The organism is Duffyella sp. Ts4 (genome assembly GCF_051851875.1).
Lineage (GTDB): Bacteria > Pseudomonadota > Gammaproteobacteria > Enterobacterales > Enterobacteriaceae > Duffyella > Duffyella gerundensis.
In genome coordinates this window covers 107,567-129,359 of record NZ_JBLYPN010000002.1, presented here as the reverse complement: position 1 = coordinate 129,359, position 21,793 = coordinate 107,567, and the positions used below count along the sequence as shown (strand labels likewise).

22 protein-coding genes and 2 tRNA genes are annotated in these 21,793 nt (G+C 51.9%); 12 read left to right on the top strand and 12 right to left on the bottom strand.

Features of this window, described 5'->3' with window-relative positions:
• Nucleotides 1–5: 5 nt before the first annotated feature.
• From agp to ACJY2L_RS03480, 3 genes are all read right to left on the bottom strand, one after another.
• Nucleotides 6–1,580 (bottom strand): bifunctional glucose-1-phosphatase/inositol phosphatase, encoded by a 1,575-nt coding sequence (gene agp, locus ACJY2L_RS03490; RefSeq protein ID WP_439212938.1) that lies wholly within the window; start codon nucleotides 1,578–1,580, stop codon nucleotides 6–8.
• Nucleotides 1,581–1,858: 278 nt separating this feature from the next.
• Nucleotides 1,859–1,946 (bottom strand) — tRNA-Ser (locus ACJY2L_RS03485).
• Between the two features lie 176 nt (nucleotides 1,947–2,122).
• A tRNA-Ser gene (locus tag ACJY2L_RS03480) sits at nucleotides 2,123–2,210 on the bottom strand.
• 220 nt (nucleotides 2,211–2,430) lie between these two features.
• On the opposite strand from ACJY2L_RS03480, the gene yccA reads away from it, so the two are divergent.
• Together yccA and tusE are read left to right on the top strand one after the other, a co-directional pair.
• Nucleotides 2,431–3,087, top strand: coding sequence for an FtsH protease modulator YccA (gene yccA / locus ACJY2L_RS03475; protein ID WP_067429355.1), 657 nt, complete (start codon nucleotides 2,431–2,433; stop codon nucleotides 3,085–3,087).
• Nucleotides 3,088–3,200: 113 nt separating this feature from the next.
• On the top strand, nucleotides 3,201–3,527 hold the full coding sequence (tusE, locus tag ACJY2L_RS03470) for a sulfurtransferase TusE (protein WP_439212937.1): 327 nt from the start codon (nucleotides 3,201–3,203) through the stop codon (nucleotides 3,525–3,527).
• Here the strand turns inward: tusE and yccX are convergent, their stop codons facing one another.
• Nucleotides 3,528–3,806 carry an acylphosphatase gene (gene yccX, locus ACJY2L_RS03465; RefSeq protein ID WP_439212936.1) on the bottom strand — a complete coding sequence of 93 codons (279 nt, stop codon included), beginning with the start codon at nucleotides 3,804–3,806 and terminating at the stop codon, nucleotides 3,528–3,530. It lies immediately after the preceding gene.
• An 85-nt stretch (nucleotides 3,807–3,891) separates the two neighbouring features.
• Between yccX and rlmI the strand changes: the two genes are divergently transcribed.
• Both rlmI and hspQ read left to right on the top strand, forming a co-directional pair.
• Nucleotides 3,892–5,082, top strand: a complete 1,191-nt coding sequence (gene rlmI, locus ACJY2L_RS03460) for a 23S rRNA (cytosine(1962)-C(5))-methyltransferase RlmI (protein ID WP_439212935.1) — start codon at nucleotides 3,892–3,894, stop codon at nucleotides 5,080–5,082.
• A gap of 65 nt (nucleotides 5,083–5,147) precedes the next feature.
• Nucleotides 5,148–5,465 (top strand): heat shock protein HspQ, encoded by a 318-nt coding sequence (gene hspQ / locus ACJY2L_RS03455; RefSeq protein ID WP_067429344.1) that lies wholly within the window; start codon nucleotides 5,148–5,150, stop codon nucleotides 5,463–5,465.
• Between the two features lie 24 nt (nucleotides 5,466–5,489).
• On the opposite strand, the gene ACJY2L_RS03450 is transcribed toward hspQ, so the two are convergent.
• The gene (locus ACJY2L_RS03450) at nucleotides 5,490–5,909 is read right to left on the bottom strand and encodes a CoA-binding protein (RefSeq protein WP_439212934.1); all 420 of its coding nucleotides are present in this window, start codon (nucleotides 5,907–5,909) and stop codon (nucleotides 5,490–5,492) included.
• Nucleotides 5,910–6,082: 173 nt separating this feature from the next.
• On the opposite strand from ACJY2L_RS03450, the gene ACJY2L_RS03445 reads away from it, so the two are divergent.
• Together ACJY2L_RS03445 and ACJY2L_RS03440 are read left to right on the top strand one after the other, a co-directional pair.
• On the top strand, nucleotides 6,083–6,727 hold the full coding sequence (locus ACJY2L_RS03445; RefSeq protein WP_439212933.1) for a YccT family protein: 645 nt from the start codon (nucleotides 6,083–6,085) through the stop codon (nucleotides 6,725–6,727).
• A 55-nt stretch (nucleotides 6,728–6,782) separates the two neighbouring features.
• Nucleotides 6,783–7,241 (top strand): methylglyoxal synthase, encoded by a 459-nt coding sequence (locus ACJY2L_RS03440; protein ID WP_187486362.1) that lies wholly within the window; start codon nucleotides 6,783–6,785, stop codon nucleotides 7,239–7,241.
• 2 nt (nucleotides 7,242–7,243) lie between these two features.
• On the opposite strand, the gene helD is transcribed toward ACJY2L_RS03440, so the two are convergent.
• Complete coding sequence (gene helD / locus ACJY2L_RS03435) at nucleotides 7,244–9,298, bottom strand: DNA helicase IV (RefSeq protein WP_439212932.1); 2,055 nt, start codon at nucleotides 9,296–9,298, stop codon at nucleotides 7,244–7,246.
• 136 nt (nucleotides 9,299–9,434) lie between these two features.
• Between helD and ACJY2L_RS03430 the strand changes: the two genes are divergently transcribed.
• Both ACJY2L_RS03430 and yccS read left to right on the top strand, forming a co-directional pair.
• Nucleotides 9,435–9,881: a YccF domain-containing protein gene (locus ACJY2L_RS03430; RefSeq protein ID WP_187486364.1), complete on the top strand. Its 447-nt coding sequence runs from the start codon at nucleotides 9,435–9,437 to the stop codon at nucleotides 9,879–9,881.
• A gap of 9 nt (nucleotides 9,882–9,890) precedes the next feature.
• Nucleotides 9,891–12,026, top strand: a complete 2,136-nt coding sequence (gene yccS, locus ACJY2L_RS03425; RefSeq protein ID WP_439212931.1) for a YccS family putative transporter — start codon at nucleotides 9,891–9,893, stop codon at nucleotides 12,024–12,026.
• On the opposite strand, the gene ACJY2L_RS03420 is transcribed toward yccS, so the two are convergent.
• Nucleotides 12,023–12,652, bottom strand: a complete 630-nt coding sequence (locus ACJY2L_RS03420) for a TfoX/Sxy family DNA transformation protein (protein ID WP_067429321.1) — start codon at nucleotides 12,650–12,652, stop codon at nucleotides 12,023–12,025. The two genes, yccS and ACJY2L_RS03420, sit on opposite strands and share 4 nt — an antisense overlap.
• A 214-nt stretch (nucleotides 12,653–12,866) precedes the next feature.
• Between ACJY2L_RS03420 and sulA the strand changes: the two genes are divergently transcribed.
• Both sulA and ompA read left to right on the top strand, forming a co-directional pair.
• A complete protein-coding gene (sulA, locus tag ACJY2L_RS03415) occupies nucleotides 12,867–13,361 on the top strand; it encodes an SOS-induced cell division inhibitor SulA (RefSeq protein ID WP_067429318.1) in 495 nt (164 codons plus the stop codon).
• A gap of 354 nt (nucleotides 13,362–13,715) precedes the next feature.
• The gene (ompA, locus tag ACJY2L_RS03410) at nucleotides 13,716–14,786 is read left to right on the top strand and encodes a porin OmpA (protein WP_439212930.1); all 1,071 of its coding nucleotides are present in this window, start codon (nucleotides 13,716–13,718) and stop codon (nucleotides 14,784–14,786) included.
• A gap of 85 nt (nucleotides 14,787–14,871) precedes the next feature.
• Here the strand turns inward: ompA and matP are convergent, their stop codons facing one another.
• A complete protein-coding gene (gene matP, locus ACJY2L_RS03405) occupies nucleotides 14,872–15,327 on the bottom strand; it encodes a macrodomain Ter protein MatP (protein WP_439213101.1) in 456 nt (151 codons plus the stop codon).
• Nucleotides 15,328–15,473: 146 nt separating this feature from the next.
• Between matP and ACJY2L_RS03400 the strand changes: the two genes are divergently transcribed.
• Both ACJY2L_RS03400 and fabA read left to right on the top strand, forming a co-directional pair.
• Entirely contained in the window at nucleotides 15,474–17,249 is a 1,776-nt protein-coding gene (locus ACJY2L_RS03400; protein WP_439212929.1) for an AAA family ATPase, read from the top strand.
• Between the two features lie 63 nt (nucleotides 17,250–17,312).
• Nucleotides 17,313–17,831, top strand: a complete 519-nt coding sequence (fabA, locus tag ACJY2L_RS03395) for a bifunctional 3-hydroxydecanoyl-ACP dehydratase/trans-2-decenoyl-ACP isomerase (protein ID WP_067429307.1) — start codon at nucleotides 17,313–17,315, stop codon at nucleotides 17,829–17,831.
• Between the two features lie 46 nt (nucleotides 17,832–17,877).
• Here fabA and rmf read toward each other — a convergent pair whose 3' ends face one another.
• The 4 genes from rmf to pqiA form a co-directional block, all read right to left on the bottom strand.
• On the bottom strand, nucleotides 17,878–18,048 hold the full coding sequence (gene rmf, locus ACJY2L_RS03390) for a ribosome modulation factor (RefSeq protein ID WP_071852493.1): 171 nt from the start codon (nucleotides 18,046–18,048) through the stop codon (nucleotides 17,878–17,880).
• Nucleotides 18,049–18,327: 279 nt separating this feature from the next.
• The gene (gene pqiC / locus ACJY2L_RS03385; protein WP_439212928.1) at nucleotides 18,328–18,891 is read right to left on the bottom strand and encodes a membrane integrity-associated transporter subunit PqiC; all 564 of its coding nucleotides are present in this window, start codon (nucleotides 18,889–18,891) and stop codon (nucleotides 18,328–18,330) included.
• A complete protein-coding gene (gene pqiB, locus ACJY2L_RS03380) occupies nucleotides 18,888–20,531 on the bottom strand; it encodes an intermembrane transport protein PqiB (RefSeq protein ID WP_439212927.1) in 1,644 nt (547 codons plus the stop codon). Before pqiB ends, pqiC begins: the two co-directional genes overlap by 4 nt.
• Nucleotides 20,518–21,792, bottom strand: coding sequence for a membrane integrity-associated transporter subunit PqiA (pqiA, locus tag ACJY2L_RS03375; RefSeq protein WP_439212926.1), 1,275 nt, complete (start codon nucleotides 21,790–21,792; stop codon nucleotides 20,518–20,520). Before pqiA ends, pqiB begins: the two co-directional genes overlap by 14 nt.
• Nucleotide 21,793: the final 1 nt, after the last annotated feature.

The following is a 21,793-nucleotide window of genomic DNA, read 5'->3' as shown; positions in this document are numbered from 1 at the left end:
TTTTTTTATGCCGCTTTTTCGCTGGCCGGTTTATTTTCTGGCGCTTTTTCAGCCGGTGCCGGTTTTGGCTGTTCTGCTTTCGGCTGTTCTGCTTTCGGTTGTTCTGCTTTCGGCTGTTCTGCCTTAGGTTGTGCAGCTTTCTCTTTAGCCTGATCTTTGTTTGCTTTATCAGTGCTCTCTTTACTGGTCGTAGCGTTGTCTGGCGTGGTTTTCGCTGGCGCCGTTTTTTCGCCTGATGCTTTATCCTGAGTCGGTTTGTCAGCGGCTTTGCTCTCTGCAGCTGCCTGTTCAGGCGCAGCCTGTGGAGCTGGTGCAGCAACGGGTTGCATCGGCGTGCCCTGCAGTGCGTTGTTCAGCACCTGCGCAAACTGATCCCAGCTGCAGTAACCATTGGCATCTGCTTCGCAGCCGTTAAGCTGTAATGTTACGCGTTTAGCAGGATTGGCCAGCGTTAGCGGCTCGGCATTGCGCAGCTGATCGGCGGTCTGATAGACATACTCCACCTTCAGTAAGTCTTTTTTATTTTTCTCATCATGCCAGCGTTCGAAAACAATCTGTCCGCCAATCGGCGTACGCTCATACTGACCTGGCAGCTGGTAAGGTTTAAAATCCAGCGCCTTCAGCAGAGAAGCGATATTGGAATCGTGTCCCACCATCAGCATAACCTTAGGCGCCGTGGCCTTATCCTGATCGACCAGCTGGCTACGAATATAATCCACCAGCGGTGCAGCCACTTCGCGTGCGACCTCAGGTGAAGTGAAAAGCGCATCCTGATAGCCATTTTTGATGGCGGAAAGTTCCTGCCACTGCTCAGGCGTTTTGATTTGCCCCCAGGCGACCTGATCAAGCGGAAAGCCTTCATAATATTGCAGGGTAAACGCATCGATCAGTGAGTTGCCGATTTTTAGCGGTCCGCTGACGCCTGGCTCTTTGCCATTATCCGCACTGAAGCTATTCTTGCCGCTGCTCAGCGAACAGTTCTTCTGATCTTTACAGGCTGGCGCATTTTTATAATCGATGATTTTTTCCAGCCGCTGGAAGGCTGGCTGCAGGTCAAGCTTTTCGCCCGCCGCGTTCATCGCGGTCAGCGCTTTCTTATTGAATGCTTCACTGTCGTCGGTAATCACCGGGTTGAACACCGGATCCATCGTGCCCATCGCATCCTGATGCGTTACATCAACGTCGCAGCCAGGGAAAGCACCGTTAATAAAGAACTGTGCCGTGGCTACCGTGCGTTGCAGGCTGTTGGCATAAGCGAAAACCTGTTGATCATCAGGACACTGATCTTTCTTGATCAGCCCCTGCTGTGCCAGCCACTCGCGCGTGTAATGGCCCATATAGACTTCCAGTACACCGCCTTTGGTGGTGAGCTGACCGCCCGGTACTTCCCAGGCTGGCCAGGATTTTTTGGTTGCCTGAGCTAGCACGCTACCATTATCCGCCAGCGGCGCACGCAAATTATGACGGCTGAAAAGCAGCACCTGTTGCAGCTGCAAATCGCCTTCGGCTGCCTGAGCCGCCAGTGTGGGGGTGATTGCGGCGAGCACGGAAAGCGCGCAAAGACTGAACTTGTTGATCATTCTGCTTATTCCCTAAAGTCTGGAAGTCATGAGTGGCTAGTTTAACGGTCACTGCAGCACAGTTTACCTCAGCGCACCAGCAAATGATGCCAGCTGTAGGCAAATTACGTTACAGCACTATAGCAAAATAGCGGACAGAGGAGAGCGTCAGCAGGAGATTGAAAAGACAGCGGTTCTGTTTTTGACGGCGGGGTTGATAAGACGTGAAAGCGATCACATTTTAATGAGAGTGCAGAAACGAAAAAGGCCAGCACACTGTGCTGGCCTTCAGAATAGTATGGCGGAGGAGGAGAGATTCGAACTCTCGGATGGTTTCCCATCGGCGGTTTTCAAGACCGCTGCCTTAAGCCGCTCGGCCACCCCTCCGCATCCCTGAACACGTTCTCAGGTATTTCTGGAGCAGAAGTCTATCCGCTAACAACAGACTCTGCAATATGTAACTGGTTCGTTTGCGTGAATTTTCATCGCTGCGGGCTAATCATGCCCTTGTCGCCAGTTACACATTAAAAAAGCCAGCACGCGGTGCCAGCTCTTAAAATTAATGGCGGAGGAGGAGAGATTCGAACTCTCGGATGGTTTCCCATCGGCGGTTTTCAAGACCGCTGCCTTAAGCCGCTCGGCCACCCCTCCGCAATGAGGCGAACTATAAACATCTGCCCGGATGATGTAAAGCACTTAGCCGATCGTTTGCTTGAAAAACAGGCGATTATCTTTCTGCTGCTGCGATAATCGACACTTTGCTTATTCAGCAGCCAGAATTACGCGTAAAGAAGGGTAAAACGGCTTCCCCCGCTTCTGGCGGCTCCGTATTCTCAGCCCAATATAATGTGACCTGATAAAGAGGCGATCCATGGAAAAGATCATTACTTCAGCTCGAAACAGTTCGTTGCTTAGTACGCATAAAGTTTTGCGTAACACCTATTTCTTATTGGGAATGACGCTGGCTTTCTCTGCCGTCACCGCGGCTGCCAGCACGTTGCTTGGCCTGCCCCGCCCTGGCCTGATTATCATGCTGGTCGGCTTTTACGGCTTGATGTTTTTAACCCACCGTTTAGCTAACAGCCCGTTGGGTATTCTGGCAGCCTTCGCCTTCACGGGCTTTCTCGGCTACAGCCTTGGCCCCATTCTCAGTTCGTTCCTGTCAGCGGGTATGGGCGATGTCATCGCATTAGCGCTTGGCGGCACGGCAGTGGTGTTTTTTAGCTGTTCAGCCTATGTCCTGACCACCCGTAAAGATATGTCCTTTTTGGGCGGCATGATGATGGCAGGTTTTGTGGTGCTTTTGGTTGCCGTTGTCGCCAACCTGTTTCTGCAAATCCCGGCGTTGCATCTGGCAATCAGTGCTCTCTTTATTCTGTTTTCAGCCGGCGCAATTTTGTGGGAAACCAGCAATATTATTCACGGCGGTGAGACCAACTATATCCGCGCCACTGTCAGCCTGTATGTGTCGCTCTACAACATCTTTATCAGCCTGTTAAGCATCTTAGGTTTCTCACGCAGTAACTAAAACCTCTGTTTTTCCGATAAAGTTGCTAGATACAGGCTTCGCTTCGGCGGAGCCTGTTTTTTTTGCATGTGGGAATTTGTACACTGTGCCGGTTTTTACGATGGGAGGAACGCATGTTATTTAAAGGTAAAGAGATCGCGCTGGATGCTCAGGGCTATCTCAAAAATGTCGATGAATGGAGTGAAGAACTGGCGGAACAGATTGCGTCAGAGGAAGGGCTTGAACTAACGGAAGCGCACTGGGAAGTCGTACGTTTTGTGCGCAACTTTTATCTGGAATACAATACCTCACCGGCCATCCGCATGCTGGTTAAAGCAATGGGCCAACAATTCGGCGAAGAGAAAGGTAACAGCCGCTATCTGTTTCGCCTGTTTCCAGATGGGCCCGCTAAACAGGCAACAAAAATTGCCGGTTTGCCCAAGCCGGTGAAATGCCTCTAGTTAGCCCGTGGTGAAGCTGGAAGGTATGTCGGCCATTGAACCGGGTTCCACCAGCACCTTATCCACCTTTGCCTGACGCGGACCGCCCGCTTTTAACCAGAGGATAAGTGCATCGACATCTTCATCAGTGCCGCATGCCAACACCTCCACGCTGCCATCGCTCTGATTTCGCGCATAGCCGGTCAGGTTAAGTTCCATGGCGCGCCTTTGCGTGCTGTAACGGAATCCCACACCCTGCACAACGCCGTGTACCCAGGCTCGTCTGATTGTTTTTTCCACATCGCTCCCCTTCAGGGCTGATTGCAATTTAGCGGTATCCACCCGACAATGTCGGCTCATTTTATACAGGTAAGCATAGCAAAATATGACCGTTCGCTTGATCCTCGCCAAAGGGCGTGAAAAATCCTTGTTACGTCGCCATCCGTGGGTGTTTTCCGGCGCCGTAGCGCGTATGGAAGGAAAAGCCCAGCTGGGTGAAACCATTGATATTTGTGACAGCCAGGGCAAATGGCTCGCCAAAGGTGCCTGGTCACCGGAGTCGCAAATTCGTGCCCGCGTCTGGAGCTGGCAGGCGGATGAATCGATTGATATCGACTTCTTTGTAAAAAGATTACAGGCGGCTCAACAGCTGCGTGACTGGCTGGCAGAACGTGACGACCTCGATAGCTACCGTCTGATCGCTGGTGAATCTGATGGCTTGCCCGGCGTGACCATCGATCGGTTTGGCACTTTTTTAGTGATACAGCTGCTGTCGGCCGGGGCTGAATATCAACGTGCGGCCATCATTACTGCGCTACAAAAATGCTATCCCGACTGCGCTATCTACGATCGTTCTGATGTTTCCGTGCGTAAAAAAGAGGGGCTGGAGCTGGTACAGGGTCCGGTTACCGGTGAAATACCGCCGCCGTTACTGCCGATTACCGAGCACGGCATGAAACTGCTGGTCGATATTCAGACCGGGCATAAAACGGGTTATTACCTGGATCAACGTGACAGCCGTCTGGCGACCCGTCGCTATGCGCAAAACAAGCGCGTATTAAACTGCTTCTCCTACACCGGCGGCTTTGCGGTTTCCGCTCTGCTGGGCGGCTGTACTGAAGTGCTTAGCGTGGATACGTCGCAGGCTGCCCTCGATATCGCGCGTGAAAATGTCGAGCTGAACGGTCTGGATTTGACCAAAGCGCAGTTTGTACGCGATGACGTTTTCAAGCTGCTGCGTCGCTATCGTGATGAAGGTGAAAAGTTTGATTTGATCGTTATGGATCCACCGAAATTCGTTGAGAATAAAAATCAGCTGAACGGTGCATGCCGCGGTTATAAAGATATTAATATGCTGGCGATGCAGCTGCTCAATCCCGGCGGCATGCTGCTGACCTTCTCCTGCTCAGGATTGATGGCGACCGACCTGTTTCAAAAAATCATTGCCGATGCCGCGCTTGATGCTCAGCGTGATGTACAATTTATTGAGCAGTTCCGTCAGGCAGCCGATCATCCGGTGATCGCCAGCTATCCGGAAGGCATGTATTTAAAAGGTTTTGCCTGCCGCGTTCTGTGACTTGAAAAATGCCGATTTTATCTCCATATCGGATGTACAACGGCATGTATCGGGAGGTCACAATAATGATTGCCAGTAAATTTGGAATCGGCCAGCAGGTCCGACACAAACTGTTGGGCTATCTGGGCGTGATTGTTGATGTCGATCCAGAGTATTCGCTGCTGGATCCGAAAATTGAAGAAGTTTGCGGCAGCGAAACGCTGCGTTCTGCTCCCTGGTATCACGTTGTGATGGAGGATGATGATGGCGAAGCGGTTCACACCTACCTCGCCGAAGCGCAGATATTCGGTGAAGCACAGGCGGAGCATCCTGAGCAAACCTCGCTCGACGACCTTGCTGCTTCTATCCGCCAGCAATTACAGGCTCCACGTTTACGTCACTGATCAAACCCGCGCAAGCGGGTTTTTTTATGCCTGCTTTTGCAGTCCCAGCCGCGGAATATCGATCTTAGGACAACGATCCATGATAACCGTCAGGCCTGCATCTCTGGCCAGCACCGCCGCCGGTTCATTAATGACGCCAAGTTGCAGCCACAGCGTTTTTGCGCCCACCGCGATCGCTTCCTGAGCGACTTCCCACGCGGCTTCGGAATTGCGAAACACATCAACCATATCGATTTTATCCGGTACTTCCGCCAGGCTGGCGTAGCCTTGCTGGCCCAGTAACGTTTTGCCAGCCAGTTTCGGGCTCACTGGCGTTACCTTATAGCCTTGCGCCAACAGATAAGTCATGACCTGATAACTGGCACGTTCGGGCTTGTCGCTGGCACCCACCAGCGCGATATGACGTGTGTCGGTTAATACGTTGCGGATAAGCTCATCGTTCATCTTTATCTCCTTTTCTTTCTTTAAAGTGTAGCGTTAACACAAATGGCAATCGGGCACGCTGCGCTTGATAATGCGATCACACGCACGCATAAGTGTGTTAAAATGTTAACATGATGGCATAATGTAAGAGTTTGATACATTAACACCCGCCCTGTGGATGTTTCGGAGCACCAATGAATTTGCGTCTGGCTTTTGTCGGCTTAATGGCACTGTTATTATCAACACCCACCCTGGCTATTACGCTAAAACTTCACCCCGACATTGATTTGCTGGTGCTGGACGGACGCAAAATCTCTGGCTCACTGCTTAAAGGTGCCGATGGTCTTGAGCTGGAACGCGGCGAACATCAATTTCTTTTTCGCATTGATAAAACACTGTCTCACGAGTCATCCAAAAAAAGCGTCGCCTGGCGCTCAGATCCGCTGATCGTCACCTTTAAAGCTGAAGCAAAAACGATTTCTATTCAGCTGCCCGCTTTTCGTTCGGTGGCTGAAAGTCGACGATTTGAAAAAACGCTCGCCTTCAAACTGGTCGATGAGAAAGGCAATGAAATCGCCAGCCGACGCGATCATTTGCCCACCATGCCGGATGGTAACCTTGAGCAGGCGTTAATGACCTATAACGGCCACGGCAAAGTGGCTTCGGTTGCCCGCTTTGCTCGGCCTGTGGCTGCTCAGCTTCCCCAACCTGCCCTGCCTGATGAGCTGGTTTATCGTGACAACCACACCTCGCGCGTATTGCATCTTTGGCTGGAGCAGGTTGATTTGGCGACTCGCCAACGGCTTCTGTTGTGGATGAAAGCGCCGCGAACGAGTTAATCTGTCGGCTTATTCTGGCCAGAAGGCTGCTAACGTCTTTTATTCGGGAAAGTTAATGGAACAGACCAGTCGTACCCTTGCTGCTGCCAAGCAGATCGCGCTTGTTGCCCACGATCACTGTAAATCATCGTTGTTAAATTGGACCGCTACGCATAAAGCTGTGCTCAGTCAGCATACCCTTTTTGCCACCGGCACCACCGGAAACCTGATTCAGCGTGAAACCGGGCTGCCTGTGAACGCCATGCTCAGCGGGCCGATGGGCGGCGATCAGCAGGTCGGTGCATTGATCGCTGAAGGGAAAATTGACGTATTGATCTTCTTCTGGGATCCGCTGAATGCGGTACCACACGATCCCGATGTTAAGGCACTGCTCAGGCTTGCCACCGTCTGGAATATTCCGGTTGCCACCAATCGTGCCACTGCTGATTTTATTATCCATTCGCCGCTGTTTGCGCTGGCGGTGGAGGTCGCTATTCCTGATTATCAGCGCTATCTGGCGGACCGCCTGAAGTGACCTCAGGGCTTACGCAATTGCGGCACGCCAAGACGATGTAATTCATCAACAAATACTGAAGGCTGGTGACGAGAATAGAGCAGCCAGACCTGCTGTCTGGCTCGTGTCATCGCCACATAGGCTAAACGACGTTCCTTGGCATCGGGGAACGCCTCAGGCACTGGTAGCAGTCCTTCCTCTATTACCGATTCTCTTGCCGCGGCCGGGAATCCCCCCTCCCCGCTCTGCAAACCTAACACCAGCACATAATCAGCCTCCTGGCCTTTACTGGCATGCATCGTCATAAATTCCAGCTGCATTTTTGGCCAGCGCGTTTTAGCTTTCTGTAAAATCTCAGGCTGCAGATAGTGATAACGCGCCAGTATCAATACCCGCTCCTGGGGCTGAACATAGCCGCTGAGCTTATCGAGGAGCGGTTCCAGTTGCTCATCTGGCAACAGTGAAATCGATTTTTTATTGCCTTTCACCAGGCTACGAAGCGGTCTGGTCAACTGTTGCGGATTTTGTTGAATAAAACGATTGGCGATATCACCGATACGTTCGTTAAAACGATAGGTTGTATCCAGCATACAGCGACCGCCCTGCCCAAAATAGTGATGAAAGGCGGTGGTCAGCGTCATTTCTGCACCGTTGAAGCGATAAATAGCCTGCCAGTCATCGCCAACGGCAAACAGCGACGTTTGCTTATTCTGCTTACGCAGTGCATTCAGCAGCGCGGCACGTTGTGGCGACAGATCCTGCAGTTCATCAACCAGAATATGTTTCCAGGGGTTGATGAATCGTCCTTTTTCCAGGATGGCGATAGCTTGATGAATCAGTCCGGAGAAATCCACGGCACCTTCTTCTTTCAATGCGATTTTCCATGCTTTCATCAGTGGTGCCAGCAATTTTATCCGCTTGCTGAATAGCTCGCGTACCGCCTCCGGCGCATCGTCAATCATCGCACTCTGCGCGCCGCCGTGCATACGCATTAGTCCGATCCAATATTCCAGCCGGGTTGCCAGCCGTTGACAAAGCCAGGTATCTTCCCAGAACGGGCCCTCATCAATCTGCCAGTTAAGTTCGATGGTTAGCCACTGGCGCCAGCCATTGGCATGCGCTTTTTTTTCGCTACATTGCTGTTGCCAGACGGAAATCAGCAGAGCGCGGCGAGCGTCATCGTCGCTTTCCAGCTGACTGATTTTAGGCATCTTATTACTGCCCTGCTCAATGATGTGGCAGGCAAGAGAGTGAAATGTTCTGGCCTGAATAGCGTCCTGGTGAAGTTGAGAGACGATGCGGGTAGTCATCTCATCAGCCGTTTTGCGGCCAAACGCGAGCAATAAAATTTGCTCTGGTTGCGCAAGCTTGCGTAACAGCAGCCAACCTGCCCGTGCCACCAGCACTGAAGTTTTGCCACTGCCTGCTCCCGCTAACACCAGCAGCGACGTTTCGCCATTGACTACCGCTTCTGCCTGCGCCTGATTGAGCGGAGAAGATTCGACGTGACTGAAAAAATCCGCATACTGGGTCAGCATTTTTTCAGTCCAGCGACTGTTGCGATCGCTTAAGGTCGCCTTGCCGTGTTGCAGCCAACGACAACACGAAGCGTAAGGCGCTACGCAATGCGGAAACTCCGCCATTCTCTCTATCGGCAAAGGAATGGCACCTAAGGCACGCTGAATCTCTCGCTCTATTTCCTGCAGCGCTTCCTGTCTAAGCCAGACATCCTGCTGCTCAATCTGTGAAATTTTTTCACAGGTTTCATGTAATACCGCAGCAGAAATATCGCTCATCTCCTGGCTCCAGCGCTGCCAGTGCTGAAGCAAATGATGATAAAAACGCTGTGTCTCCTGCCACTCGGTGCCATGCAATCGCACCACTTTCTCTTCCGGCAGGGTAAATTCAAGTTCACCCCACACCATGCCCCTTTTGCAATTGATGGTGAGCAACTGATTAAACGGAATAAGGTATTCATGTTTATCACCGCTAACTTCAACACCTGCCGCCAGCAGACGGACGCGATTGTAAGGGTGCTGTGCGAGACGTTTCCCCATCGATGTTGCTTTAAGTTCCATTCATTCAGGCCATGGCTGCGGATAGATAATCAGGTCAACAGTTTAACCGGCTGGAGTTTACCGCTCCAGCGTTAAAACAGGTTACAATTGTCGGAGCATCTCAGATGAAAAATCATCCCTAAAAGGACGTAATGCAATGCGAACAGTACTGAATATCCTTAATTTTTTTCTTGGCGGTTTTTTCACCACGCTGGCCTGGCTTTTTGCGACGGTGGTCAGCATCGTGTTTATTTTCACCCTGCCGCTCACCCGCTCCTGCTGGGAAATCACCAAGCTCTCTCTGTTGCCCTACGGCAACGAAGCTGTTCACGTTGATGAGCTTCGCCCGGACAGTAAGAACGCCCTGTTTAATTCAGCTGGCACGCTGCTCAATGTGCTGTGGCTGATTTTTTTTGGTTGGTGGCTCTGTATTTCCCATATCGCCGTCGGCATTGCGCAATGCATCTCAATCATTGGTATTCCGGTGGGCATTGCCAATTTTAAAATTGCAGCGATTGCTCTCTGGCCGGTGGGCAGACGCGTCGTGTCGGTTGAAGAAGCCCGTGCTGCGCGTGAAGCCAACGCCCGCCGCCGTTATTCGTGAGCAAACAGCATGAAATTGCCTGACGTCCTGGGAAAAAGCGTTATTTTAAGCAGTGCATGGCGCTATAACCTGCGCATTTTTATTGCACTCACCGGCTGCGCGGCTCTGCCCTGGTGGCTGAACAGCGTCACCTGGACGATTCCGCTAACGTTAGGCGTCGTAGCCGCTGCGCTCGCCGATCTTGACGATCGCTTAACCGGGCGTCTGCGCAATCTCATCATCACCCTTTTATGCTTCTGCCTTGCTTCCGTCTCTGTTGAACTGCTGTTCCCCTGGCCGATCTGGTTCATGCTCGGCCTGGCGCTCTCAACGTGGGGATTTATCTTGCTCGGTGCCCTCGGGCAACGTTATGCAACCATCGCCTTTGGTGCGCTGCTGATCGCTGTGTATACCATGCTGGGTATTGGCCTGTTTGATGAGTGGTATATGCAGCCAGCTTTACTTCTGACTGGCGCTGTCTGGTATAACCTGCTGACGTTAATTGGTCACATGTTGTTTCCGGTGCGGCCTGTGCAGGAACAGATGGCAAAAAGCTATATGTTGCTGGCAAACAGCCTCGAAGCAAAAGCCTCGCTGTTTGATCCCGATGGCGATGATACCGATGACGCCGCGCTCATTGACGTAGCCATGGCCAACAGCCAGTTGGTTACGCAACTCAACATTACCAAAGCGTCCATTCAGAGCCGACTGCAGGGCGACCGCGGGCAGCGCAGCACGCGTCGTACGTTACATTACTATTTTGTGGCGCAGGATATTCACGAACGCGTCAGCTCGTCGCATGCGCAGTACCATCTTTTGCGTCAGCAGGTGCAAAACAGCGAAGTGCTGTTCCGCTTTCAACGCATTCTCAGTCTGCAGGCTAAAGCGTGTCGTCGATTGTCACAGGCGATCATCAGCCGCCAGCGTTATCAGCATGATACCCACTTTGAGCGCAGCTTTACCCATCTTGACAGCGCGCTGACGCGGCTGGAGGATCGTAACCTCCCCGGCAAAGATCGTAAGGCGCTGCGTTATCTGTTCACTAACCTGAAGGCTATTGATGCGCAATTAGCCACTATTGAATCTGAACAAGCGCTTGAACAGGCGTGGCAACAGGGCGATACGCATCTTTCCAGCGAAGGATTAACCGGCTGGAGCGATATCCGGCTACGCGTAGGGCGGCACCTTTCACCACAGTCCGCCCTTTTTCGCCACGCCGTGCGCATGACGTTCGTACTCTGCGTGGGCTACGCCTTTATCCAGCTCACTGGCCTGCATCGCGGTTACTGGATTTTGCTGACCAGCCTGTTTGTTTGCCAGCCCAACTACAATGCGACCAAGCGACGCCTGGCGTTGAGAATCGTGGGTACGCTGGCGGGCGTGGCCATCGGTCTGCCGGTGTTGTGGCTGGTACCCTCTATTGAAGGCCAGCTGATTCTGATTGTGATTACCGGCGTCCTGTTTTTCTCTTTCCGCCTGATACAGTATGCACACGCCACCATGTTTATTACCCTGCTGGTATTGTGCTGTTTTAATCTGCTGGGCGAAGGGTTCGCCGTCGCACTACCGCGCGTGGTAGATACGCTACTCGGCTGCTTTATCGCCTGGCTGGCAGTCGTGGTTATCTGGCCCGACTGGCGTTTTCGTCCGCTTAATGCCGTCGCATCACGCGCACTGCATGCCGGATGCCGCTATCTCGACGCCATTAATCATCAGTATCAGGCAGGTAAAGATAACAGTCTCGATTACCGTATCGCGCGCCGTGATGCCCACAATGCTGATGCTGAGCTGGCGTCGGTGGTATCGAATCTGGCGACTGAGCCTAAAGCGATCAAACAATCGCGCGATGCAGCCTTTCGTTTGCTCTGTCTTAATCACTCATTTTTAAGCTATGTCTCAACACTTGGCGCTCATCGCGAACAGCTTCATCACGCCGAACTGCTGACATTGCTGGGTGATGCGGTACAGGCAATTGACCTTATGCTGCAGGAAAATAGCGGAGATAATGAAAGGGCACACAAAATGCTCGCTGACCTCAATCTCAGGATTAACAGCTTCGAGATCGGTAGCGAAAGCAAAGCGCCCCTTGTATTGCAACAGCTGGGATTGATTATTGCTCTGCTGCCTGAACTGGCTCAGTTAAAACGTGAACTCAACGTCGTTTAGCCAGAAGGTTTGTCTGACAATGCACCCTGCGTTAACGCGAGCAGGTACCAGGCCTGTAGCTCCTGGCGTATCTCTTCCGGTAGCGCAGCCTGGTGATAACCGCTTATAGCGCCCTGTAAGGCGAACAGCGTGTTAATGCCCAGATGCTTATTCACCGCTTTGAGTCGCAGCCAGCAGCTTTTAGCACCGGCATCACGCAGACTCTGCACAGTGGAAATACCAACCTGTCGCAGCTGTGTTTCCAGGCTTAACCCAAGATTGGGTAAGTCTTTGAGCCGCTGTTCGCGCTGCTTGCTGAGCCGCGCGTGTCTGGCTCCCTCCAGCGCAGATTGCGACAGGCTGCACAACTGCTCTTCGTCCTGCCAAATCTCATCCGTAACCTTGAAGTAATTTAGCGCTACGGGCATGCCGCGCTTCTGGATTATCAGCTGTGGGATCTGCTTATCGATGACATAACATTGCAAACCTTCGCAGGCACGCAAATAGAGCTCATCTTCTCTGACTACAGCAAAAACGACCTGCTCAACAGCGAGACTGTAACCGCCAAACTGGGTGCGTACGTCTATACGGCCCAGCGGAGAGAGAATGCGTTGAGACTGTTCGATTGTGTGACGGGAGTTTTTCATAGCTGACCTGTCCTTCCATAGGAAATTACATAAAACGTCATGTTTTACAGAGCATTAGTGAAAATAGGCAATTCTGGTTACGGGTTCAATCATTAATTTCGATTGCATTTATTTTCATCAAAAAAATGCGATCCGTTTTCCGAAATTAATGGTTGATCTTCGCTCGTGATCGCATTACTGTACATCCATACAGTAACACGGTGAGTAGATAACGATGCGTACCCAAATACGACCTTCAACTTACAGACAGCCTACTATGCATGCAGCATCAACTTCTGCTCCATCTGCCGGTTGGATAACTGAACTGAGTTACAGTGAAGATCATTCAGGCATGACTCAACAACTTTTACTGCCTTTGCTTCAGCAACTGAGCACTCAGTCACGCTGGCAGTTATGGTTAACGCCACCGCAAAAGTTGAATCGTGAATGGTTACAGCGTTCGGGTTTACCGCTGGATAAAATAATGCAGATCCCGCTTTCCAGTCAGATTGCCTCGGTTGAGGCGATGATTAAAGCATTAAGTAGCGGGAATTACAGCGTGGTTTTGGGCTGGATTGCTCAGGATATTACGCCGGATGAACGTCTTCGCCTGGATAAAGCTGCGGCGCAAGGTCAGGCATTGGGGTTAATAATGCGACCACAACTTTCGTTGCGTGCGACATCAAGACCAACAAATCAGCTAAAAATTCAGTCGACTTTGTATCATTAAGTAAAAATAAGAGCAGTCCCAGTTTTTATTTTATCCTCTGCTCAAATATCTCTCTGATGCACGCGGATCCAGAGCGGACAACGGGTTAGCGAGCGTTAGAGGGAATTGTGAGTGAAGAGTTCCCTTAATCAAATGTTAGTAATTGTGTATAAAACGCTGTTTTTTTGCCACCTCGCCTCACATCATACTTGTAAGTTTCCAATGACGTTGTAGACTTTATCTCGCCAGGGTGCTCAATAACCTCCGCTTTTTTTAGACGGTAGAGTAACAATCGAGCGCAGAAACCCGGCAAAGGATTAAACCAAGAGCAACTTTTTTGCTCATTGCCTATTTGGATGATAACGAGGCGCAAAAATGAAAAAGACAGCTATCGCAATTGCAGTGGCACTGGCTGGCTTCGCTACCGTAGCGCAGGCCGCCCCTAAAGATGACACCTGGTACACCGGTGCTAAACTGGGCTGGTCTCAGTATCACGATACTGGCTACTACGGTAACGGTTACCAAAACAACGACGGCCCAACTCACGAAAGCCAACTGGGTGCCGGTGCATTCGGTGGTTATCAGGCTAATCCTTACCTGGGCTTCGAGCTGGGTTATGACTGGCTGGGTCGTATGCCTAACAAAGGCAACCAGGTTAATGGCGCATTCAAAGCACAGGGCATTCAGCTGGCAGCTAAATTAAGCTACCCGATCAATGATGACCTGGATGTTTATACCCGTCTGGGTGGTATGGTATGGCGTGCTGATTCAACTCAGCAGGTTGTTGGCGGCGGTCGTATCAGCGATCACGACACCGGCGTTTCTCCACTGGCAGCAGTTGGCCTGGAATACGCACTGACTCAGAACTGGGCAACTCGCCTGGACTATCAGTGGGTTAACAACATCGGCGACGCACAGACCGTGGGTACTCGCCCAGACAACGGCATGCTGAGCGTAGGTGTTTCTTACCGCTTTGGTCAGGATGAAGCGGCTGCTCCAGCACCTGCTCCAGCTCCAGCTCCAGCTCCAGTTGTTGAAACCAAGCGTTTCACTCTGAAATCAGACGTTCTGTTTACCTTCAACAAGGCCTCTCTGAAGCCTGAAGGCCAGCAGGCGCTGGATCAGCTGTACACTCAGCTGAGCTCAATGGATCCTAAAGATGGCTCTGTTGTTGTTCTGGGTTACACCGACCGTATCGGTTCAGAGCAGTACAACCAGAAACTGTCTGAGAAACGTGCTCAGTCTGTTGTTGATTACCTGATCTCTAAAGGTATCCCAGCTGATAAAGTTTCTGCACGTGGCATGGGTGAAACTAACCCTGTTACCGGCAATACCTGTGACAGCGTGAAAGGCCGTAATGCCCTGATCGATTGCCTGGCACCGGATCGTCGCGTAGAAATCGAAGTTAAAGGCATCAAAGACGTGGTAACTCAGCCACAGGGCTAAGATGTTATAGCGTAAAAAAACCCCGCATAAGCGGGGTTTTTTATTACCTGAAATTTTGTTTCGCCTAGATGAACCAACAGTTCAGCTACTCCGGCTTACCGAGAATATCTTTCAGGTCCTGCTTTAAAGATGACATTTGATTGTCATAGCGCTCTTTTCTTTCCGCATCTTCAATTAGCTGCACGATGGTTTCGGAGAGCGTCGCTGAACGCCGCTGGGCCAGTCCTGCCAAACGCTGCCAGACGAGATATTCCAGATCAATCGACTTTTTACGCGTGTGCTGATGTTCAGCATTAAAGTGACGTTTGCGCCTGGCACGAATGGTTTGCTTCATGCGGTTATCAAGGTCGGGATTGATGTGTTGGCTGATCCACTCAAGCACCTCGACGGGATTATTCTCCATCGTTAACAGCACCCTCACCGCTTCCTGAGCCGCACTGTGTTCCACATAACGCGTAATCAGCTCCCCTTCCCGGTGTTTTTTGACCAGGTATTTCCATTTCCAGCCGCTTTCCAAATTTTCGAGTTGCTGATATTTCATCGGAATCTCATCGTGGACACGTAACAAACTAAGAATAACAGTTTTTTTACTGCTTGCGGCAATCAAAAATCCTTGCGGCAGATGCCGCAAAAAATAACTCAACGGTGCTTAACGCGCTGAAATCCAGTATAATCACGGTTTTCATAATGCAGATTGATACGATAACTTTGACCAGCAACCAACTTACATGGCGCGCGCTACAGCCTGATACCGACAGTTACCACCACCTGTTTACTCAGCCCTTCGATGACTCCACTGACGCCTTGCCAGACGTGCAACCTCGCCTGTTTAATGCGCTGATGCTGGTTCAGGCAAGTCAGGTCGCTTGCCCGCTGTTGTTATTACGTTGTAGTGAACAGTATGAATATCTGCAATTAATTAGCGAAGCGCTGGAAAGCCACACCGAAGCTGACGACCAGCGTTACGGTGGCCATTATCATATTAATGGCCCGGTTATCAGCTGGCAGGCAGCTGATGCAGATGACGAACCCGGTGACTTTGTCAGTAATGGTGGTATTCACTACGCCGACTGGATTGAAGACGATCAGCTGTTCGGCAGCGTACGTATCTTCCAGAACCAGATCTCACTGGAAGCCGGATTGTTGCATAAAGCTAATGGTGGCACGCTGGTGCTATCACTGCGTACGTTGCTGGCGCAGCCGGTGATGTGGCTCCGTCTGAAGGCGATGCTGACCCAGCAGACGTTTAGCTGGATCTCACCTGACAGCAATCGCCCGCTGCCTGTTTCCATTCCCTCTATGCCTTTACAGCTCCGCCTGGTGTTATGCGGTGAGCGTGAAGCGCTGGCTGATTTTCAGGAGATGGAATACGAACTCAGCACTCAGGCGATTTACAGCGAATTTGAAGAGAATCTGCAGATTGCTGATGAAGAAGAACTCATCGCCTGGCGCAACTGGGTGCAGCAGGTGGCTGTACGTAATGCGTTACCGCCCCTGGCTGTCGATGCCTGGCCAACCCTGATTAAAGCCTGTACGCGCTACACCGGCGATCAGGAAACGCTACCACTCTGCCCATGCTGGCTGGCACAGCAGCTGCGTGAAGCCGCGCTGTTACAGGGTGAAATTACCGCTGCCAGTCTGAGTGAAGCCTATGCGACGCGTGAATGGCGGGAAAGCTTCCTTGCCGAACGCATGCGCGATGAAATTTTGCTCGACCAGGTACTGATTGAAACCGAAGGCGAAGCAATTGGCCAGATCAATGCGCTGTCCGTCGTGGAGTTTCCGGGCCATCCGCGCGCGTTTGGCGAACCTTCCCGTATAAGCTGCGTGGTGCATGCTGGCGACGGTGAATTTACCGATGTAGAGCGAAAAGCGGAGCTCGGTGGGAATATTCATGCCAAAGGCATGATGATTATGCAGGCTTATCTGATCGCAGAACTGGAACTCGATCAACAGCTGCCCTTCTCTGCTTCGCTGGTGTTTGAGCAATCCTATTCTGAAGTCGACGGTGACAGCGCCTCGCTGGCTGAGCTTTGTGCGTTAATCAGCGCCCTGGCCTTGCAGCCTATTAACCAACAGCTGGCGGTCACCGGCTCGGTCGATCAGTTTGGCAACGTACAGCCGGTCGGCGGCCTGAATGAAAAAATTGAAGGCTTCTTCCAGATTTGCCAACAGCGCACGCTCTCCGGCAAACAGGGCGTCATCATTCCTGCCAGTAATGTGCGCCATCTCAGCCTCAGCGACGACGTGGTCAATGCGGTGCGTGAAGGACAGTTCTCGATCTGGGCAGTGAATCGCGCAGAAGAAGCGTTACCGTTGCTGACCGGTGTTGTCTGGCAACATGAGAAAGCGCCCTCTTTGCTACAGAGCATTCAGGAGCGCATTACCCAAATTAACCAGCTGGACGCACGCCAGCGTCCCTGGCCGCTGCGGTGGTTGAACTGGTTTAACCGCGCTGATTGAACTTGATCAGCCTGTGCCAGTTAGCTAACCTCCGTAACTCACTACAATAGGGCAATTTAAAACATGGTAGATAAACGCGAATCCTACTCGAAAGAAGATTTAATCGCTTCCGGACGCGGTGAACTTTTCGGCGCTGAAGGTCCGCCGTTGCCTGCCGGCAACATGCTCATGATGGACCGCGTTGTCAAAATGACGGAAGACGGCGGTAATTATGGTAAAGGCTTTGTGGAAGCTGAACTGGATATCAATCCGGACCTGTGGTTTTTTAGCTGCCACTTTATCAACGATCCGGTGATGCCTGGTTGCCTCGGCCTTGATGCGATGTGGCAGCTAGTAGGATTCTATCTCGGCTGGCTGGGCGCTGAAGGCAAAGGCCGTGCGCTGGGCGTGGGCGAAGTGAAATTTACCGGTCAGGTTTTGCCAACCGCGAAAAAAGTTTCTTATCGCATTCACTTTAAGCGTGTCATTAACCGTAAGCTGGTGATGGGTGTGGCGGATGGTGAAGTGCTGGTTGATGGTCACGTTATCTATACGGCCACCGATCTGAAAGTCGGTCTGTTCAAAGACACAACGGCATTCTGAATTAAAAAACCTCCGCTCTGGCGGAGGTTTTCTTTGAAGACAGCAACTACGCGGCCGTAGCCGTCCTGTCCTCCATGGCTTGTCGCCAACCTCCCAACCAGTAAGACTTCGTATCAATTGTTTGATACGGGCACATCTCTTTAGAGCGCCCTGTGATGCCAGCTTGATAACCACGTGAATGGGCTCGTTCAAGGCGATCTCGTTTCTGTCTCTTCATGCCGCGTTTCCCTCATTACATTAAGGTCTGGTGGAATCTGGTGGAAAGAAAACAGTGGCGCATTTCGTGCTGCCACTATTAATTTCTAACGCGGATCGATCGAAAGGTCAATGCGCAAATTTCACGCCAATGTCATTTTTTTGCATAAAGAAAAGCGGCGTCAAAGCCTGCATTCGCTTACTTATTGCGCTATCGTAATGATAGCTAGCATAAAAAAATCCCCGATACACGCTGATTTCTTTTGGCGCATCGGGGATTTTTATCGGGCTTCAGGTAAGATTATTTAATCGTTACCAGCGTTTTTGCTATCTCATCTGCCTGCTGCTTCCAGCCCTGCGCCAGCGTGCTGACCAGCGCATCGTAGCCATCTTCCGACTGTGGCAACACCACGTTAAACGCATGCTTGATCACCTTTCCCTGATGCTCCAGCAACCATTCACCGCTGATCACCGCTTTGCCATCATAACGCCCCTGGAAACCGGTGACGTTAACATTCAGCGTATCGTAGTTAGCGCCTGGCGGTTTTGACGAGATCAACCAACCGGGCAAAGCCTGACCAAGATTACTGACCAGTGTTTGCTGCAGTTGCTGATCCAGCGGGCTGGCCCACAGATTATTAGCGGCGATGACATACTGCACTTCACTCGCCTGATAGACCACGCCATTACCTGCAAGATAATCAGGTACCGAAACATGCTCGACCCACACCACCGACTGGCCGTCAGCTGGCGTAGCGATCACTGTTGCCGGTACCTGTGTGGTGGGCAACTGATAATAGTGCGTCTGCGGTGTGCTGCTACAGGCAGTGAGCAACACCGCCGCAGCCAGAATTAATCCTTTCACTGTTTCGCCCTTTTTGGCTGTGGATCTTGTCCGGGTTTCGCTTCAAACACCAGCGCATTGCTCTTGGTATTCAGCGTCTTCAGTACGGGTTGCAGCTCACGCATCACTTGATCCAGCCGCTGCATATCACCCACCAGCTTATTATAGGCCGGTGAACCTGGCTGTAGCCCTTTCATACTGCGGTTCAACTCACGTAGCGTTTGCTGCATATCGCCTGGCAACGCCTGCAGTGCCGGGCTGGCGGTGATCTTGTTGAGATTATCCAGCGTTTTCTGCACATCACGCATTGTACGCTGCGTCTCTTTCAGCGTACCGGTCGCCTCATTGATCATCGGATTCAACGGCAGCTGATTAATCTTATCCAGCGCCTGAGTCAGCTTCTGTTGGATCTGCGCCAGGCCACCGCTGGTGGTGGGAATGATCTCGTAACCCGCTACTTTATTCGGTCCTTTATACGCCGACACATTGTCATAAAAGTCGAGATCGATATACAGCGAGCCGGTTAACAGATTTGCCGATTTCAGTGACGCGCGCAGACCCTGTTTTTTACCATCCTGCAGATGCTGTTCAAGATCGAAGTTATCGCCCAGTCGCTGCATAAAGCGATCGGGTTCAATGCGAATCAGCACCGGAATACGATAGTCATTATTCAACGCCTGTGTCGCGCCTGGGAACAAATACGGCACTTCGGCTACCGTACCCAGCCGGATGCCGCGGAATTCAACCGGCGCACCCGCCTGCAGTCCACGAATCGAGTCGTTAAAGAACATCAGATAATCGATGTGCGTGGTATAGAGTGAATCCTGAATGTTGCGCTGATTATCGTAAAGATGGTATTCGGCCTGATTACTGGCAGCGCTGCCCAGCTCCCAGCCATCCGGCACGTCGAAGCTGACTCCGCCGCTGAACAGCGTAGTCAGCGATCCCATCTCAACCCGCATGCCCGAGGCGGACATATCCACGGCAATACCGCTGTCTTTCCAAAAGCGCACATTGCTGGTCACAAGGCGATCGTAGGGCGCGTTGATAAATAGCTGATAGCGCATCACGCGTTTATCGGCATCGAACTGGCTGGTTTCAACCGAGCCCACGCGATAGCCGCGAAACAGCACCGGATCGCCCGGATTGAGCTGGCCCGCTTTGATGCTGTCCAGCGTAATGCGAATACCTTTAGCGTCCGGCGAGGCGAGCGGCGGTGAGTCGAGCAGCTCATAACGCGGCGCCACTTCACCCTTTGCACCGGGCTGCAGCTCAATGTAGGAACCGGAAAGCAGCGTGCCTAAACCGGTTACGCCCTCTTTCCCTACCTGCGGTTTCACCACCCAAAACACGCTGTCCTTGTGCAAGAGTTTTCCCATGCCGGAATTGAGGCGCGCCTTGATCTCAACATGGTTAAGATCGTCGCTCAACACGGCGCTTTCGACCACGCCAACGTTGACGCTGCGGCTTTTGATCGCCGTTTTCCCCGCCTCAATACCTTCGGCATTGGTGGTAATTAAGGTCACTTCCGGGCCCTGATGGCTGAAGTGATAAAACAGGATCCATCCACCAATCAGCAGGGTGAGAATGGGAATGATCCAGACCGGCGACCAGCGCTTAATTTGGTCAACCTGGGCGATGCCGCGATTATTGTCCGTCAACGCTCGGCTCCTTAAGAGTGTTTTTATGTTTTATGTCCCACGTCAACCGGGGATCAAACGCCATGGCTGCAAAGATGGTTAAAATGACCACCACCGCAAACAGCAGTGCCCCAATGCCGGGATTGATACTCATTAAACGTCCCATCTGCACCAGCGCAGAAAGAACGGCAACGACAAATACGTCAATCATCGACCAGCGGCCGACAAACTCCACCACTTCATAAATCAGATGCATTTTTTCTCTGTCACCACGGCCATAGCCTTTTGCATCCCAGCAGAGCCAGCCGATGGCGAGCATTTTCAGCGAGGGCACCATAATACTGGCGATGAAAATCACCAGCGCAATCGGATATGAGCCATCGCTCCACAGCAGAATAACGCCCGCCATGATGTTTGAGTTGTGTTCACTGCCCAACGTATTGGTCAGCATAATCGGCAAAATATTGGCCGGTATATAGAGCATTACGGAGGTAAACAGCAGTGCCAGCGTCCATTGCAAGCTATGCTTGCGCCGCGCATGACCCGTTACGCCGCAGCGAGGGCAACTGAGCTGGCCAACCGGCAGCACAGCGGTACAGCAGGAACAGGATCGCAGTCCCTGCTCCAGACCGCTGATACCACCTTGCGGCTGATGAGGCAACGCGGGCTGCGGTGCGATACGCTGCCATAACCAGCGGCGATCAACGCACTGGATCGCGCGTAGCTGCATCATGCAAAACAGACACCACGGCCAAAAGCTGGTGCCCAGGCCGATGTCACCATAAGCCATTAGCTTAACGAAGCTGACCAACACGCCAGCCATAAAGATTTCCGCCATGCCCCAATTTTTGAGCTGAAACAGCACGCGCGCCAGGCCGCCGCGTAGCGTGTGCGGCAGCGGCAGCGGCAGATTGGTCATTAACAGCAAAATGAGTAGCATGCAGCAGGCCGGAATGCCCTGTACCAGTAACAGAAAAATGGTGGCGAGACTGCTGTAATCTTCGTTAACCATCACACGCGGTATCTGCATCAGCCCAATTTCACTGCTGATGCCAGAAACGTGCATATTCACGAAAGGAAAGAGGTTAGCCAGCAGCAGCATGACCAGCGCGGCGATGGCATAAGCGACCGGGCGTTTGCCCGGGTCGCTCCAGTTGGTCGCCAGCGTGTTGTGACAGCGCGGACAACGCGCCCGTTGTCCGGGCGCCATGGTGGGTAATTCAACGGTCAGATCACATTGCGGACAGAGCATCCATTGATGCGCATGATCCTGTGAACACATA